At 72.7% G+C, this 15,902-nt stretch carries 10 protein-coding genes; 5 read left to right on the forward strand and 5 right to left on the reverse strand.

The annotated features are described in order from the left end of the window. Window positions 1–2 precede the first annotated feature (2 nt). The 3 genes from COUCH_RS02470 to COUCH_RS02480 all read right to left on the reverse strand — a co-directional run bounded on the left by COUCH_RS02470 (window position 3) and on the right by COUCH_RS02480 (window position 4,397). Window positions 3–2,009, reverse strand: a complete 2,007-nt coding sequence (locus tag COUCH_RS02470; protein ID WP_249610487.1) for a biotin carboxylase N-terminal domain-containing protein — start codon at window positions 2,007–2,009, stop codon at window positions 3–5. A 46-nt stretch (window positions 2,010–2,055) separates the two neighbouring features. Beyond that, window positions 2,056–3,504, reverse strand: a complete 1,449-nt coding sequence (locus COUCH_RS02475; RefSeq protein WP_249610488.1) for a carboxyl transferase domain-containing protein — start codon at window positions 3,502–3,504, stop codon at window positions 2,056–2,058. A gap of 215 nt (window positions 3,505–3,719) precedes the next feature. Continuing rightward, window positions 3,720–4,397, reverse strand: a complete 678-nt coding sequence (locus COUCH_RS02480) for a Crp/Fnr family transcriptional regulator (RefSeq protein WP_023562908.1) — start codon at window positions 4,395–4,397, stop codon at window positions 3,720–3,722. Window positions 4,398–4,600: 203 nt separating this feature from the next. Between COUCH_RS02480 and COUCH_RS02485 the strand changes: the two genes are divergently transcribed. From COUCH_RS02485 to COUCH_RS02505, 5 genes are all read left to right on the forward strand, one after another. Beyond that, window positions 4,601–5,797 (forward strand): CapA family protein, encoded by a 1,197-nt coding sequence (locus COUCH_RS02485; protein ID WP_249610489.1) that lies wholly within the window; start codon window positions 4,601–4,603, stop codon window positions 5,795–5,797. Between the two features lie 87 nt (window positions 5,798–5,884). Then, complete coding sequence (gene nth / locus COUCH_RS02490; RefSeq protein ID WP_275980057.1) at window positions 5,885–6,721, forward strand: endonuclease III; 837 nt, start codon at window positions 5,885–5,887, stop codon at window positions 6,719–6,721. A 359-nt stretch (window positions 6,722–7,080) separates the two neighbouring features. Beyond that, window positions 7,081–7,566 carry a TlpA family protein disulfide reductase gene (locus COUCH_RS02495; protein WP_249610490.1) on the forward strand — a complete coding sequence of 162 codons (486 nt, stop codon included), beginning with the start codon at window positions 7,081–7,083 and terminating at the stop codon, window positions 7,564–7,566. Between the two features lie 104 nt (window positions 7,567–7,670). After that, window positions 7,671–8,411: an NUDIX hydrolase gene (locus COUCH_RS02500; RefSeq protein WP_249613531.1), complete on the forward strand. Its 741-nt coding sequence runs from the start codon at window positions 7,671–7,673 to the stop codon at window positions 8,409–8,411. Between the two features lie 22 nt (window positions 8,412–8,433). Then, entirely contained in the window at window positions 8,434–9,615 is a 1,182-nt protein-coding gene (locus tag COUCH_RS02505) for a MarP family serine protease (RefSeq protein WP_249610491.1), read from the forward strand. 788 nt (window positions 9,616–10,403) lie between these two features. Here COUCH_RS02505 and mycP read toward each other — a convergent pair. Next, entirely contained in the window at window positions 10,404–11,690 is a 1,287-nt protein-coding gene (gene mycP, locus COUCH_RS02510) for a type VII secretion-associated serine protease mycosin (RefSeq protein WP_430640870.1), read from the reverse strand. A 226-nt stretch (window positions 11,691–11,916) separates the two neighbouring features. After that, entirely contained in the window at window positions 11,917–15,891 is a 3,975-nt protein-coding gene (gene eccCa, locus COUCH_RS02515; protein WP_249610493.1) for a type VII secretion protein EccCa, read from the reverse strand. Window positions 15,892–15,902 lie beyond the last annotated feature (11 nt).

Raw genomic sequence — 15,902 nt, forward strand, 5'->3', positions numbered from 1 at the left:
GCCTATTCAGGGTCCAGCACCGCCAGCAGTTCGCCGGTGTCGACCTCCGCGCCCGGGTGCACCGGCAGCGACGCCACCACCCCGGCCGACGGTGCGTGCACGGGGTGTTCCAGCTTCATGGCCTCGAGCGTCAGCAGCAGCTCGCCCGCGCGGACCCGCTGGCCCGGCACGACCAGCACCCGGCGTACGGCCCCGGGCAGCGGCGCGATCAGCGACCCCTCGGTGGCCTCCGGCGCGGGCAGCGGGAAGCGGGACAGCTCGCGGAGCGTGACCGAGCCCTCGGGGCTGTCCACGTAGGAGACGTCGCCGACCCGGTGCACCTTGAGGCTCAGCCGGATGCCGTTGACGTCGAGGTCCACGCGTGAGCCGTCGGCGTGCACCACGGTCGTGGGCGGGTGGTCGTCCAGCGTCGGCGCCTGGCCGAGGCCCGCGAGGTCCAGCTCCTCCGGATCCACCGCGCGCACCCACCAGCCCGCCAGCTCGCCGTGCCGGTTCATCCGGTAGCCCACCTCGACCGGGCCGGCCGGGCCGTCGTACACGGCTGTCTGCGAGCCGGACGGCACGTTGCGCCACCCCGACGGCAGCGAGCGCAGCACCGGGGCGTTCGCCCGCCGGGCGGCGGCGCCGGCCAGGGCGGCGGCGAGACACGAGATGCGTACGGCGTCCACGCTGGACAGCAGCGGGGCGAACACCTCCGGGTGCCGGTCCAGGAAGCCGGTGTCGACGTCCCCGGCCCGGAACGACCCGTGCCGCAGCACCCGGACGAGCAGGTCGCGGTTCGAGACCACCCCGTGCAGTTCGGTACGGGTCAGCGCCGACGCGAGCATCCGCGCGGCCTCCTGCCGGGTGGGCGCCCACGCGACGAGCTTGGCGAGCATCGAGTCGTGCTGCCCGCCCACCACCGAGCCGTCCACCACCCCGGCGTCGAGGCGCAGGCCGGGCTGGGGCAGCGGACGGAACGAGCCCGCCACGTCCGGCACCTTGAACCGGTGCAGGGTGCCGGCCGCGGGCAGCCACGCGTACGCGGGATCCTCGGCACAGATGCGCACCTCGATGGCGTGCCCGCGGATCGGCGGCGGCCCGGGCATCGGCAGGTTGCCGCCCTCGGCGATCAGCAGCTGCAGCCGCACGAGGTCGTAACCGGACACGCACTCGGTGACGGCGTGCTCCACCTGCAGGCTCGGCGTGAGCTCGACGAACCAGAAGGAGCCGTCCTCCTCCAGCAGGAACTCGACCGCGCCGGCGCCCACGTACCCGATCGACCGGACCGCGAGGATGGCGGCCCGGCAGAGCTGCTCGCGCAGCGCGGGGTCCACCGCCGGTGACGGGGTCTCCTCGATGATCTTCTGATAGCGGCGCTGCACCGAGCACTCGCGCTCGCCGAACGGCACCACGGCCCCGTGCGAGTCGGCCACGATCGGCACCTCGATGTGCCGCACGTTCTCCAGGTACGGCTCGCAGAAGACGTCATCGCCGGTCTCCTGGCGGGTCGTGGCGACCGCCTCGGCCAGCGTGACGGGGTCGCGGACCACCCGCATGCCCGCGCCGCCGGTGCCGCCGGCCGGCTTGATCAGCACCGGGAAGTCGGTGACCGTCGCCGGGTCGGTCAGCGTCTGCAGCACCGGCACGCCGGCCTCCGCGACGATGCCCTTCGTCTCGATCTTGCTGTGCAGCGTGCCGAGCGTCTTGGCCGGCGCGCCGACCCAGATCATGCCCGAGTCGGCCACCTCGGCGGCGAACTCCGGGTCCTCGGCCAGCGCCCCGTTGCCGGGATGGATCGCGTTGGCGCCGGCCCGCTTCGCCGCCGCGATGATCAGGTCGCCCCGCAGGTACGTCGACGACGGCGTGCCGCCGGTGAGACGGACCGCGTAGTCCGCCTCCGTCACGTGCGGCGCGTCGGAGTCGGCATCGGAGTAGACGGCGACCGTCTCGATGCCGACCAGGCGGCACGTGGCGAAGACCCGGCGGGCGATCTCCCCACGGTCGGCCACCAGAAGACGTCGGATCACTGCTCTGCTCTACCTTTCGGGGTCCTCGCGGCCTTTGTGGCTGGCCTCAGGGTCGGAACACGCCGATGTGCTCGGCGCCCTCGACGGTTGCGCTGTGCACGGCGGAAAGGCAGAGGCCGAGGACGGTACGGGTGTCCCGCGGGTCGATGATCCCGTCGTCCGGGAGCTTCCCGAGCGGTACCGAGTCGCCTGCCGGGCCCACCGGCCAGCTGAACAGGAACCGTGGCTCGTACGCGCGGCCGTAGATCCCCCCGGCCTCCTCCGCCGGGGTGCCGCCGATCATCAGGGTCAGGTGCGGGACGGTCGACTTGGCGACCGCGTGCACCAGGGGAGCGCCGTGGCGCACGTCGGCCGCCTCGTGCTGCTCGGCCGACGGCATCCCGGTGTACTGCACGAACAGCAGGGTCGTCGCGGTGGCGTTGGCGAGCTGGATGAAGTGCACGGCCTTCTGCGTGTCCGCCGGCGAGAACGGGGCGCCCAGGTTCGCCAGCACGCCCACCGGGTAGCCGTGCAGCTCGCCCCAGCCGGTCACCAGCGCGGTGCCCTGGGCGGGCTTGAACTCGTCGAAGTCGCTGCCGTCGAGGATCCGGGCCAGCACCTCGCGCGGCTCGAACACCGAGGACGGGTCCGCGGCGGCCATGGCGAGCAGGTCCTCGGCGTCGTACTTGGGCGGCTCCGGCGGGAACGAGCGCGGCGCCGGACCGCGCTTGCGCCAGTTGAAGCGGCGTACGCACTGCCGGGCCAGCCGCAGCCCGTCCCGCTCGTCCTCGGCCAGCTGGTCCGCCGGGCCGGTCACGCCCGCCGGCACCGTCGGCGCGCTGCGCACCTCGGGGGCGGGACGGCCGTTGGCAGTGGCCGAGCGCACCGGCTGCGGGTGGATCGTCAGCATCTTCGCGTGCCCGCGCACCATGATCGTGTAGTCGGAGAGCGCCGGCAGGTACGCCGCGTCCCCGGTCGTCGCTCCGAACACCACGCACACCGTCGGCACCCGGTCGGCGGTGAGCTGGCTGAGGTCGCGGGCGATCGCGCCGCCCGGCGGCGGGCCCGCCGGCGCGGCCGCGCCGGTCGACTCCACGAGGTTCACCAGCGGCAGGCGGTTCACCGACGCGATCCGGGCGGCCCGGCGGATCTTCTCCACCGTGTACGGGTTCACCGCGCCGCCCTCGACCGTCGGGTCGTTGGCGATGACCACGCACTCGACGCCCTCGACGACGCCGATGCCGGTGACCACGCTGGCGCCGATCGGGAACTCCGAGCCCCACGCCGCGACCGGCGACAGCTCCAGGAACGGGCTGTCCTGGTCGAGCAGCATCTCCACCCGCTCGCGGGGCAGCAGCTTGCCGCGCGCGTGGTGGCGGGTGACCGACTTCTCCCCGCCGCCGGCCCGGGCCGCCTCCAGCGCCGTCTCCAGCTCGGCCAGCCGTTCCAGCATCGCGCTGCGGCTCGCCAGGTACGCGGGGGTGCGCGGGTCGATCGCGGTGTCCAGCACCGTCACGTCGTCACCCCGCTGCGCTGCACGCCCGCCACCTCGTTCAAAGCCCGCGCCCTCTCGACCGTCGTGGTGCCTCTCGACCACCTCGGTAACGAGCGGCTGACCGGGTGCGACACGGATCTTGTGGGGGCGGCTTTGTCGCCTGATCAGGTGGACGAATGAGCATGAAGCACGCAAAAAGGCCGCCCCGCGGGCGGCCTTTCACGGTGTGTCGGGGATCAGACGCGGGCGCGGCGGGCCAGGCGCTCCGGGTCCAGGATGATCACACTCTTGCCGTCGAGGCGCAGCCAGGCCCGCGAGGCGAAGTCGGCGAGGGCCTTGTTGACCGTCTCCCGGGAGGCGCCGACGAGCTGGGCGAGCTCCTCCTGGGTGAGGTCGTGCGTCACCCGCAGCACACCGCCGTCGCGGGTGCCGAAGCGGCCGGCCATCTGCAGCAGGTTCTTCGCCACCCGGCCCGGTACGTCCGTGAAGATCAGGTCGGCGAGCGCGTCGTTCGTCCGGCGCAGCCTGCGGGCGAGCACCCGGAGCAGCTGCTCCGCGATCTCCGGGCGGTTGTTCAGCCAGGGTCGCAGCGAGGACTTCTTCAGCCGGGCCAGGCGGGTGTCCGTCACCGCGGTGGCCGTGGCCGTGCGCGGGCCCGGGTCGAACAGCGACAGCTCGCCCAGCATGTCCGACGGACCCATGATCGAGACAAGGTTCTGCCGGCCGTCCGCGGCCCGGCGGCCGAGCTTGATCTTGCCGGAGAGAACGATGTAGAGGCTGTCACCCGCCTCGCCCTCGTTGAAGACGATGTCGCCCTTGCGGAACTCGATCGTCTCCATCTCCTTGGCGAGCGCCTCGGCCGCCTCCGGGTCCACACCCTGGAAGATCCCGCTGCGAGCCAGTACCTCATCCATCGCTGTACCTCCGAATACGCGCTTCGCCGCGCACGATCAGTCTAGGCGCACGCGGGCCGGAAACGGGCGGCACCCCTCGATCCAGATCTCGCAGCGTAACCACCACGGCCGTCGGGTCGCCGAAATTCCATCGCTCTCGGTGAGCGCTGGTCGGCCGTTCGACGGTCGCGACGACTTGTCGCCCGACGGTATCGTCCGGATCGATGAATTCCCAGCCCTCGCCGCAGCGACCCGGTCTGTTCGGCCGGCCGGTCCTGACCGTCACGCTCGTCGTGGCGGTCCTCGCCGGAGCCGGCCTCGGTGGCGTCGCGCTCGCCGACCGCGGCCCGGAGCGCGCCCCGGCCACCTGGCACGCCGCGCCCTCCTCGGCGCACGCCTCCGCGGCGAACCCCGTGACCGGCGACCTCGAGGACACCGCCGCGGAGGAGCCGGACACCATCACGTTCTCGGCGACGGGCGACATCATCATGGGCAGCGCGCCGAACAGGCTGCCCGCCGGCAACGGCGAGGGCTTCTTCGACTCGGTCAAGCCCGGGCTCAAGTCCGACCTGGTCATGGGCAACCTCGAACAGCCGCTCACCGAGGACACCGGCACGTCCAAGTGCGGCACGCCGCCGCGCGCCAACTGCTTCGCGTTCCGTTCGCCGCCCTCGTACGCCGGCCACCTCAAGGACGCCGGCTTCGAGCTGCTCAACACCGCGAACAACCACTCCAAGGACTTCGGCACGCAGGGATACCGCAACACCGTCCAGGCGCTCGAGGGCGCCGGTCTCAAGCACACCGGTGCCGAGGGCCAGATCACGGTCGTCGAGGTCAAGGGCGTGAAGGTCGCGGTCGTGGGCTTCTCGCCGTACGCCGGTGCGAACAACCTCAACGACATCCCGGCGGCGAAGGCGGTGATCCAGGAGGCGACCGGGCAGGCCGACGTCGTGGTGGTGCAGGTGCACATGGGTGCCGAAGGCTCCGACAAGGGCCACGTGAAGCCCGGCAACGAGCTGTTCTTCGGCGAGAACCGGGGCGACCCGATCACGTTCAGCCACGCGGTCGTCGACGCCGGCGCCGACGTGGTGGTCGGGCACGGGCCGCACGTCCTGCGGGGCATGCAGTTCTACAAGGGCAAGCTGATCGCGTACAGCCTGGGCAACTTCGCCGGGGGCGGACGCACGCTCAGCCGCGGCGGCGTCCTCGGGTACGGCGGCATCCTGCGCGTCACGGTCACCAAGGACGGCACGTTCAAGAGCGGCAAGTTCCTGTCCACGGCGATGAACTCGGCCGGGCGCCCGACCCGGGACTCCGCGAACGAGCGGGGTCGTGCGCGCGTACGGGAGCTCTCGGCGGCCGACTTCGGGGACACCGCCGCCCAGATCGACGACGACGGGCTGATCTCCGCGCCGGCCTGACCCCGTACCGCCTGGTCACCGGGGCGGCGCGACGCGGGAGGGCTTCCGCGGCCGGGAATGTCGGTGGTGCGACGTACTCTTGCTCGCGTGAGTCGTCCCCTCGTCGCCGCACCCGCCGGTGCGGCCGTCCTCGCCCGGTCGGCCAAGCGATTCGCGGGGGAGACCCCCATCGGGCGCAAACGCCGGGCCCGCAAGATGGCCAAGGCGCTGGCCGAGACCCACCCCGACGCGCACTGCGAGCTCGACTTCACGACGCCGCTGCAGCTCGCCGTCGCCACGATCCTCTCGGCGCAGTGCACCGACAAGAAGGTCAACGAGGTCACCCCGACCGTCTTCGCCCGCTATCGGACCGCGGCCGACTATGCCGCCGCCGACCGGGCCGAGCTGGAGACGATCCTCAAGCCCACCGGCTTCTTCCGCGCCAAGACGGACTCGCTCATCAAGCTCGGCCAGGCCCTCATCGAGCGGCACGACAGCGTCCTGCCCGGCACGCTCGACGAGCTGGTCGCGCTGCCCGGCATCGGCCGCAAGACCGCCAACGTGATCCTCGGCAACGCCTTCGACGTCCCCGGCATCACCGTCGACACCCACTTCCGCCGCCTGGTCAACCGCTTCGGCTGGGTCCGGGAGGAGGACCCGGTGAAGATCGAGTTCCAGGTCGCCGAGCTCATCGAGAAGCGCGACTGGACCATGCTGTCGCACCGCATCATCTTCCACGGCCGGCGCGTCTGCCACGCCCGCAAGCCGGCCTGCGGCGCGTGCACGCTCGCCACGATGTGCCCGTCGTACGGCACCGGCCCCACCGAGGCGGCCCCGGCGGCCAAGCTGCTCAAGGGCCCCCGCGCCCGCGACCTGGCCGCACAGGCGGGCATCGACCCCGACCTCGTCCCGGCGGCCGCGGTCGTGGCACCGGAGGCCCCATGAGCCGTGACCCCGCGAGCCGCCCGGCGCCCGGACCGGCACTGGCCCGGTGGCTGGCCCCACCGCTGGTGCTGCTCCTGGCCGCCTGCACGGCGACCGAGGTCACACCCGGCCCGGACCAGCCGCCCGCGCCGTTCGCGGACTGCGCGTCACTGACCCAGCCACCGTCGCCGTCGGCTTCCCCCGGCGCTTCGGGCGCGGTCCCGCCCGCGTCTGCTTCTTCGCCCGCGTCTGCTTCGCCCGCGCCTGCTTCGGCGGTGCCTGCTTCGGCCGCGCCTGCTTCGGCCGCGTCTGCTTCGGCGGTGCCTGCTTCGGCCGCGCCTGCTTCGGCCGCGTCTGCTTCGGCGGTGCCTGCTTCGGCCGTGCCTGCCTCTTCGGCCGTGGCCGCTTCTTCCTCCGGGCCGGCTGCGGGCCCGTCCGGCGGCGTGCCGGATCTGCCGGATCTCTCGCTGCCCTGCTTCACCGGCGGGGCTCCCGTGCGCCTCACCGCCCTGCGCGGCCCGGCCGTCATCAACCTGTGGGGCTCGTGGTGCGCCCCGTGCCGCGAAGAACTCCCGCTCATGCAGGAGCTCGCCGACGCCACGGCCGGCCGCCTGCGGGTCATCGGCGTCGACACCCGGGACGACCGTGATGCCGGCGCCTCGTTCGCGTCCGACCACGGCGTCACCATGCCGACGCTCTACGACCGCGAGCAGAAGCTGCTGACCGCGCTCGAGAAGCTTCAGCTGCCGGTCACCGTGTTCCTCCGCGGGAACGGCGAACGCTTCGTCTACACCGGCAAGGCGCTCGACAAGCCGGCCCTCGGTGCCCTCGTGCGCGACCACACCGGCGTGACGGTGGCCGGATGAGTGCGCCCGAGGAGCTGCCGGGGCAGCGGGACGGGGTGAGCGCGCCCGGTCGGCGTGACGGGATGGGCACGCCTGAGGAGCGGCTGGGCCGGCGGGACGGGGGCATGCCCGGGGAGCTGCCCGGGCGGCGTGATGGCCGGTTGGGTGCGCCTTCGGGGCTGCCCGGGTGGTGGGAGCCGTTGCTGACCCGGGCGGCGTCCGCGCGTACCGAGGATTTCACCAGCCTGCGGCCCCCGGCGAGCGGCGGGCGGGCGAGTGCTGTGCTCGTACTGTTGGGGGAGGAACGTCCCGGAGAGCCGGACCTGCTCGTTTTGCAGCGCGCCGCGACCATGCGCAACCATGCCGGTCAGGCGGCCTTTCCCGGGGGTGCGGCCGATCCGGAGGATCGCGACGCGCCCGACACGGCGTTGCGCGAGGCGCGCGAGGAGGTCGGCCTGGACCCGGCGAGCGCGACCGTGCTGGCCACCCTGCCCGACCTGTACATCCCGGTCAGCCGGTTCATGGTCACTCCCGTCCTGGCCTGGTGGCACGCCCCGCACCCGGTCCGGCCGATGGACCGGGACGAGGTCGCCCACGTCGCCCGGCTGCCGGTGGCCGAGCTGGTCGACCCCGCCAACCGCATCCGGGTACGCCACCCGAGCGGCTGGGTCGGCCCGGCGTTCCAGGTCCGCGGGATGCTGGTGTGGGGCTTCACCGCCGGGGTGATCTCCGCGCTGCTCGACATGGCCGGCTGGACCCGCCCCTGGCGCCCGGGGCCCATGATGGAGTTGCCCGACCCGCTGCTGCCCCACGGTTCCGTCCCGGCGACCTCCGCGCCGGCCGCCTCCGACGAGGTGGTGTCGTGACCGTCCCTTCTACCTTGAGCGAGTGCTTGTGGTCGATGGAATCCTGATCCTGCTCATGCTGGTCTTCGCGATCAGCGGATACCGGCAGGGTTTCGTCATCGGGGCGCTGTCCTTCGGCGGCTTCTTCAGCGGCGTGCTGATCGGCCTGCAGATCGGCCCGCTGATCGCGAACCAGTTCGCCGACGGCACGGTACGGCTGGTCGTCTCGCTGGTCACCATCTTCGCGCTGGCGGTGCTCGGGCAGACCCTGGCCGGGTGGCTCGGCACGAAGCTGCGGCGGGCCATCGAGAGCCGCCCGATGCAGCGCCTCGACGATGCGGGCGGGGCGATCGTGTCGCTGGTCGCCGTGCTGCTGGTCGCCTGGCTCATCGCCGTACCCCTCGGCTCGACGCCGTTCCCGGAGATCAACCGCCAGGTCCGCAGCAGCGCGGTCCTCAACGGCATCAACAAGCTCATGCCGGACGAGGCGCAGGCGCTGTCGGCCGGCCTGCGCGAGTCGCTCAACACCAACGGCTTCCCGGACGTCTTCGGCGGCCTGACCCGCACCAACGCCCGCGAGGTGGCCGCGCCCGACCCGGCGCTGGCGAAGAGCCAGGTCGTGATCAACTCCCGCAAGTCGGTCATCAAGGTCCTGGGTACCGCCCCGAGCTGCTCACGGCGCATCGAAGGCTCCGGTTTCGTGTACGCCGCCGAGCGGGTGATGACCAACGCGCACGTGGTCGCCGGCACCCGCCAGATCGAGGTGGAAACCCAGAACGCCGGCCGCCTCCAGGGCAAAGTCGTCGTGTACGACCCCCAGCGCGACCTCGCGGTCCTCTACGTACCGGGGCTGCGGTCGCCCACCATGCCGTTCGTCAAGAAGCCGGCGGGCACCGGCGCCAACGCGATCGTGCTGGGCTTCCCGCTCGACGGCCCGTACAACGCCCAGGGCGCCCGCGTCCGCGACGTCAGCAACATCACCGGCCCGGACATCTACGACTCGGGCAACGTGACCCGCGAGATCTACACGATCCGCGCCCTGGTCCAGAGCGGCAACAGCGGCGGCCCCCTCATCGCCCCGAACGGCGACGTCCTCGGCGTGATCTTCGCGGCGGCGGCGGACGACCGGAACGTGGGGTTCGCGCTGACGGCAGCGGAAGCGGCAAGCACGGCAAGGCTCGGCGTCGAACGCACACGCGGCGTGAGGACGGGCGACTGCGCCTGACCCGGTCGGCCTGAGCGCGGTCGGCCCTCCCGCCGCCGGTGATCATTCGCTCACCGGCCGGACGTCGCTCGCGTGCTGGATCGGCTCCCGGGCTGGATCGGCTCCCGGGCGGGCCCGGCTCCCGCGCTGATCGGCTCCCGAGCTGGATTCACTGCCGCGCTGGATCGGCTCGCGTGCCTGAATCGGCTCCCGTTTCTGGATCCGCTCGCGTGCTGGACCGGCTCGCCTGTAGGCCCGGTTGGGGTGCGGGACCGGCCCGCTTTGCTGGTCGGCTTGGCAGGTGCCGGCTCGCTACCGCGCCTGTCGCGCGGGCCGGATCGGGCTGACTTGGTCGATGCCGCGTGAGCCGCGTGGGCCGCGTGGGCCGCGTGGGCCGCGTGGGCCGGGTGGGCCGCGTGGGCCGGGTGGGCCGCTTGGGTCGAGTGAGCCGCTTGGGTCGAGTGAGCCGCTTGGGCCGCTTGGGCCGCGTGAGCCGCGTGGGCCGCGTGGGCCGCCTGGGCCGCCTGGGCCGGTTGAGTCGCTCGGTCCGGTTGAGTCGCTCGGGCCGCTTGAGCCGCCCGGGCCGCCTGAGCCGGGCCGCTCGGGTCGCTCGGGCCGGGTGAGCAACCGAGTCGGCCGGGCTACCTGAGTCGGCCGAGCCGGCCGACGGGGTTGGCTTGGTCGATTGCGCTTGGCGGGCCACCAGATCCGCCGGCTCCCGGGAGCTGCCGAGGGGCGTCAGGTGATGTCGGCGCTGCGGCGGACCTCAGAGCCGCCGCCGACTTCCGGCTCCCGGCAGCCGAGGCGGGTCAGGTGATGTGGGCGAAGCGGCGGATTGTCAGGATCGTTGCCAGCACCGACACCAGGAACAATGTTGCCGCCGCCCACCACACGTGCGTCGGCTTCGCCGACCCTGCGTCGCCGTTGGCTATGGCGGCTCCGGCGTTGGAGCCGGGCGCCTGCGGTGCGCGGTTTCTGCCGGTGGTGTTCGGGGCCGATTGCGCCTGTCCCGACGTCGGGGCGCTGCCGAAGCGGGAGATGCCCGGGGAGGCCGTCGTGTCCAGGGGGTTGCGGAGGACCGTGGGGACCTCGGCGGTCAGCGCGCCGGTCGGGTCGACCATGCCGAAGCCGTACTCGTTGTCGCGGCCGGCCGGGCCGCGGTCCTTGGCGGTACGGATGATCCGGTTGACCACCTCGCCCGCCGACATCGTGGGCCAGCGGGAGCGGACCAGGGCTGCCGTGGCGGAGACCATCGGGGCCGCGAAGCTGGTGCCCTGGACGCGCCAGTAGCCGTCCGGGCTGGCGCCGTACAGCTCGGTGGCGGGGGCCGTGACGACCGTTTCCTTGCCCGTGATCGAGCCGGACCAGAGGACGTCGCCGTCCTTCTCCATGCCGGCGACCGCGATCACGCCGGGTTCGCGGGCCGGGTACCAGACTCCCGACGACGTGGACGAGCCGGCGTTGCCGGTGCAGGCGACCACGACCACGTCCTTGGCGAACGCGTAGTCGAGGGCGGCGGCGAGGGCCGGGCTGCTGCCGTTGCCGCCGAGGGACAGATTGATCACGCGGGCGCCCTTGTCGACCGCCCAGCGCACGCCGCGGGCGACGATCATCGCGTCGTCGTACTTGTTCTCGCGGTCCAGCACGCGCACGGGGAGGATCTTCGCCCTGGGGGCGATGCCGACCACGCCGTCCGTGTCGTCGTTGCGGCCGGCGATGATCGCGGAGACCGTGGTGCCGTGCCCGACGAGGTCGGTGTCGCCGTCGCCCTGCGGGTCGACCAGGTCGAGGCCCTTGAGCACCTGGCCGCGCAGGTCGGGGTGGTCGGCGTCGACGCCGGAGTCGATCACGGCGACGGTGACGCCCTCGCCGGTCGAGTACGTCCAGGCGCCGGCGACGTTCAGCGTCTTGAGGTGCCACTGCTCGGAGCGGACGGAGTCGCCGAGCAGCGGTTCGGGAGCGGTGACCGGCCCGGCAAGCGCCCCGACCCCTGCGGAAGAGGCCGCGGAAGCGGGGGAGGCCGGGAAGGCGAGAGCGGGAGCGGCGGTCAGGCCGGCGGCAACGCATGCCGCAGCGACGCGTACGGCAAGTCTCACCAACGCGCACCGCCGCGGACCAGGCACGGCGCGAGGAGGCCGCGCCGGGGTCGGCGGGACACGGGCGGTGCTTCGCTCTCAGCTCTCACGGACGGCCAGCTCTCACGAACACGGTGCCATTCTGATGCGGGACGGTCGATGGTGGGAGATTACTCCGAATAGGCTCCTCGATGCTCGGGTCTGTGGATACCGATCGCACGGCCGGTACGTCTGTGCTGGTGGCGCCTCAGAACGGGGGCAGATGGGACAGCTGGATGAGCCGTACGCCCTCACGACGCGTGACAAGGCGGCCACGTCCAGGCGGCATGAGGGTGGGGCGGACGGGGCCGATGAGCGCTCCTTCGTCTGACGGGCCGCTCATCACCAGGCCCGGTGAGGACAGCTCGCGCAGCCGCTGGATCACCGGGTCGTACATGGCCCGGCTGGCACCGCCGGCGCGACGCGTGACGATCAGGTGGAGGCCCACGTCGCGCGCCTGCGGGAGGTACTCGAGGATCGGCTGCAGCGGGTTCGTCGGCGCGGAGGCGATCAGGTCGTAGTCGTCGACCAGCACGAACAGCTCGGGGCCGTTCCACCACGAGCGTTCCCGCAGTTGTTGCGCGGTCACGTCGGGGCCGGGCAGGCGGCGTTCCATGTACCCGGCGACGGACTCCATCAGCTCCAGCGTCTTCTGGGCCTGGATGCCGTACCCGATGCGGTGGTCGCTCTCCGGCAGGTCCATGAGGCTGCGCCGGTAGTCGACCAGGATGATCCGCGCCTCGGTGGGCTGGAACCGCCGGGTGATCGTCGTGGCCAGGGCCCGCAGGAACGACGACTTGCCGCACTCGGCGTCGCCGAAGAGCAGGAAGTGCGGGTCGCTCGCGAAGTCGATCTCGACGGGCTGCAGGTCGGACTCCGCGATGCCGATCGGCAGGCGCAGGCCGGTCGAGCGGTCCAGGTCGATGTCCGCGTACGGCAGGGACGGCGGCAGCAACCGCACCCGCGGCGCGACCGGTCCGGTCCAGTTGGTCGCGATCATCTTGACGAGCTCGGCGGACTCGGCGTTGGTCAGCTCCGGCCGTACGGTCAGGAAGTGCAGGGCCTTGTTCTTGTCGGTCGGGTGCTCGACGAGGCCACGGCCGGGCTTCTCCGGCACGTTGATCGCCTGCCGCCGGTTGATCGAGGAGTCGGTGGGGTCGCCGAGGCGCAGCTCCACCTTGGAGCCGAACAGGTCGCGGATCGCCGGGCGGTAGTCCATCCAGCGCGGGGCGCTGCTGACCACGTGGATGCCGTACGACAGGCCCCGGGTCGCGATGTCGGTGATCACGCCCTCGAGTTCCTCGTAGTCCTTGCGCAGCGTGGTCCAGCCGTCGATCACGAGGAACACGTCGCCGAACGGGTCGTTGTCGGCGCCGGTGCCCAGCCCGGCCTGGGCCGCACGCCGCCGCCGGTACGAGGCCATCGAGTCGACGCCGAGCTCGCCGAAGAGCCGCTCCCGCTCGGCGAGCAGCGTGGAGACCTCGCCGACCGTACGCCGGACACCCACCGCGTCGAGTCGCTGGTAGACGCCGCCGACGTGCGGCAGGTCCCGCAGCGTGGTGAGCGAGCCGCCGCCGAAGTCGAGGCAGTAGATCTGCACCTCGGCGGGGGTGTGGGTCAGCGCCAGACCGCAGACGAGTGAGCGCAGCGCCGTCGACTTGCCGGACTGGGCGCCGCCGACGACCGCCACGTGACCCGCGCTACCGCCCAGCTGCAGCCACATGACGTCGCGCAACTGCTCGCGCGGCTTGTCGATCAGCGCGATCGGCACCTGCAGCGCGCCGTGCAGCTCGGGGTTGGCGAAGGCCAGGCCGCGGGCGGGATCGGCGATGACCGGGCCGAGCAGCTCGTCGAGGGTCGCCGACGTGTTGAGCGGCGGCAGCCACACCTGGTGCGCGGGCGGCCCCTGGCCGTTGAGCCGGTCGACCATCACGTCCAGCAGGCTGTCGCCGGTCTGGGTGTCCTCCGGCTTGGGCTGCACGGGCTTGACCGGTTTGGGCGCCGGCACGTAGTGGGTGGAGTAGGACAGGATCTGCGGCGCGGCGCCGTCGCGGGTGGCGCCGGGACCGCCGCTGCCGGCTTTTCGGAAGACCCCTGACACGTACGCGGCCTTGAAGCGTACGAGCGGCTCGGTGCCGAACTTGAGGTAGCCGTGACCGGGCGAGCGGGGCAGCTCGTACGCGTCCGGCACGCCCAGCACGGCGCGCGACTCCAGGGCGGAGAAGGTCCGCAGGCCGATCCGGTACGACAGGTGGGTGTCGAGCCCGCGCAGCCGCCCCTCCTCGAGCCGCTGGCTGGCGAGCAGCAGGTGCACGCCGAGCGAGCGGCCCAGCCGTCCGATCTGGACGAACAGGTCGATGAAGTCGGGCTTGGCGGAGAGCAGCTCGGAGAACTCGTCGCAGACCACCAGCAGGGACGGCAGCGGCGGCAGGGCGGCACCGCCGGCCCGGGCCTTCTCGTAGTCGCGCAGGCTCGCGTAGTTGCCCGCCTTGCGCAGCAGCTCCTGGCGGCGGATCAGCTCGCCGTCGATCGCGTCCACCATGCGGTCGACGAGGGGGAGCTCGTCGGCGAGGTTGGTGATGACGGCGGCGGTGTGCGGCAGCCGGTCGAGGGAGGAGAACGTCGCGCCGCCCTTGAAGTCGACGAGGACGAAGTTGAGCGTCTCCGACGAATGCGTGGCGGCGAGGGCGAGCACGAGCGTGCGCAGCAGTTCCGACTTGCCGGAGCCGGTGGCGCCGATCAGCAGGCCGTGCGGGCCCATGCCGTCCTGCGCGGACTCCTTGAGGTCGAGTTCGATCGCGGAGCCGTCGGCGCCGAGGCCGATCGGCACGCGAAGCTTGTCGCGGTTGGGCCGGGGCAACCAGGCCCGGGCGACGCTGAACGACTCCGGGTCGCCGAGGTTGAGCAGCTCGGCGAGGCCCATCTCGGTGGCCAGCGGGGTGTCGGCCGACTTCGACATCGCGGCGAGCCGCAGCGGCGCGAGGCGGCGCGCGACCGCCTCGGCCTCCGCCTCGCTGAGCCGGTCGGGGGTGCCGACCTCGGCGGCGTGGTCCATCGCGTACGTGTGCAGCTCGCGCCGGCCGCCGGCGGCCTTGACCTCCAGCACCAGCAGCGACCGGTCGAGCAGCCGCGGCGGTACGTCGTCGAGGTCGAGCACGGTGACGCCGTCGATGCCGTCGTCGAGCTGCGTGGCGCCCTTGAGGTCGGCGCCGTCGAGCACGATCACGACGTGCGGGCCGCTGGTGCTCACCCCGGCCGGGTTGAACCGCGGCCGGTTGCCGATCACGTCCTCGAGCAGCTTCTCCAGGTCGGGGCCGGCGCTGGCGACCAGGCGCACCTGGCCGAGCCGGTCGGTGCGGGACGGGTGCAGGTTGTGCGGGAGCCACTTGACCCACTCCCACGCGGCCCGGCGTTCCGGCCCGGCGCAGACGGCGATGATCAGGTCGTCGGGGGCGTGGAAGACGGCGAGCTGGGCGAGCACCGCCCGGGTCAGGGCGCGGGCGTCGGCCTCCGCGCCGGCGCCGTTGCCGCGCATGAAGACCCGGGCGAAGCCGCGCAGCGACACGGCGACCGGCAGATCCGGCACGACCGAGTACGCGTCCAGGAACCGGCGCAGGGCCCCGGCGGTCATCGGCTCGAGGTCCTCGAGCGGCCGGGTCACCGGCGGGATCAGCGGCGTGGCCAGCGTCTGCGGGCCGACGGCCAGGCGTACGACGCCGAAGTCGGGGTCGGCGGACCGGCGCTCCCACACGCGGTAGCTGCCCGCGGTGGACCACAGCTGGGTGGGGTCGGGGTGCCGGTAGTAGAGGCCGGTGCGCTGCTTGGTGGCGGTGTCGCGGACCCGGCGGCGCAGGCTGGCGAGGTGCCGCAGGTACTCGCGCCGGGCCGCCATCATTTCGGCCTTCTTGGGCGAGCCGCCGCTGCCGAACGAGGTGGCGAGCATGGCCAGGGACGAGACGCCGAAGAGGCCACCGATCACATAGGACATCGAGCCGCCGCTGCCCCGGCCCATCATCATGGCCATGGCGACGGACCCGCCGAGCATGGGCAGCACCATGAACGCCTGCTGCCAGCGGCCACCGACCGCCTGCGGGATCTCGGGCGGCGGATCGACCGCGAGCTCGCCGGTCGGGATCTCGGGCGCCGGGCGACGCGCGGCCCGCTTGATCACCACCGTGCTCATGAAGAACTGTC

The organism is Couchioplanes caeruleus, assembly GCF_023499255.1.
Classification (GTDB): domain Bacteria; phylum Actinomycetota; class Actinomycetes; order Mycobacteriales; family Micromonosporaceae; genus Actinoplanes; species Actinoplanes caeruleus_A.

Coding starts and splice junctions, on each gene's coding strand:
- COUCH_RS02480 (WP_023562908.1), bottom strand. CDS start 4,397: ATGGATGAGGTACTGGCTCGCAGCGGGATCTTCCAGGGTGTGGACCCG.
- eccCa (WP_249610493.1), bottom strand. CDS start 15,891: ATGAGCACGGTGGTGATCAAGCGGGCCGCGCGTCGCCCGGCGCCCGAG.
- COUCH_RS02500 (WP_249613531.1), top strand. CDS start 7,671: ATGCCCGGGGAGCTGCCCGGGCGGCGTGATGGCCGGTTGGGTGCGCCT.
- COUCH_RS02485 (WP_249610489.1), top strand. CDS start 4,601: ATGAATTCCCAGCCCTCGCCGCAGCGACCCGGTCTGTTCGGCCGGCCG.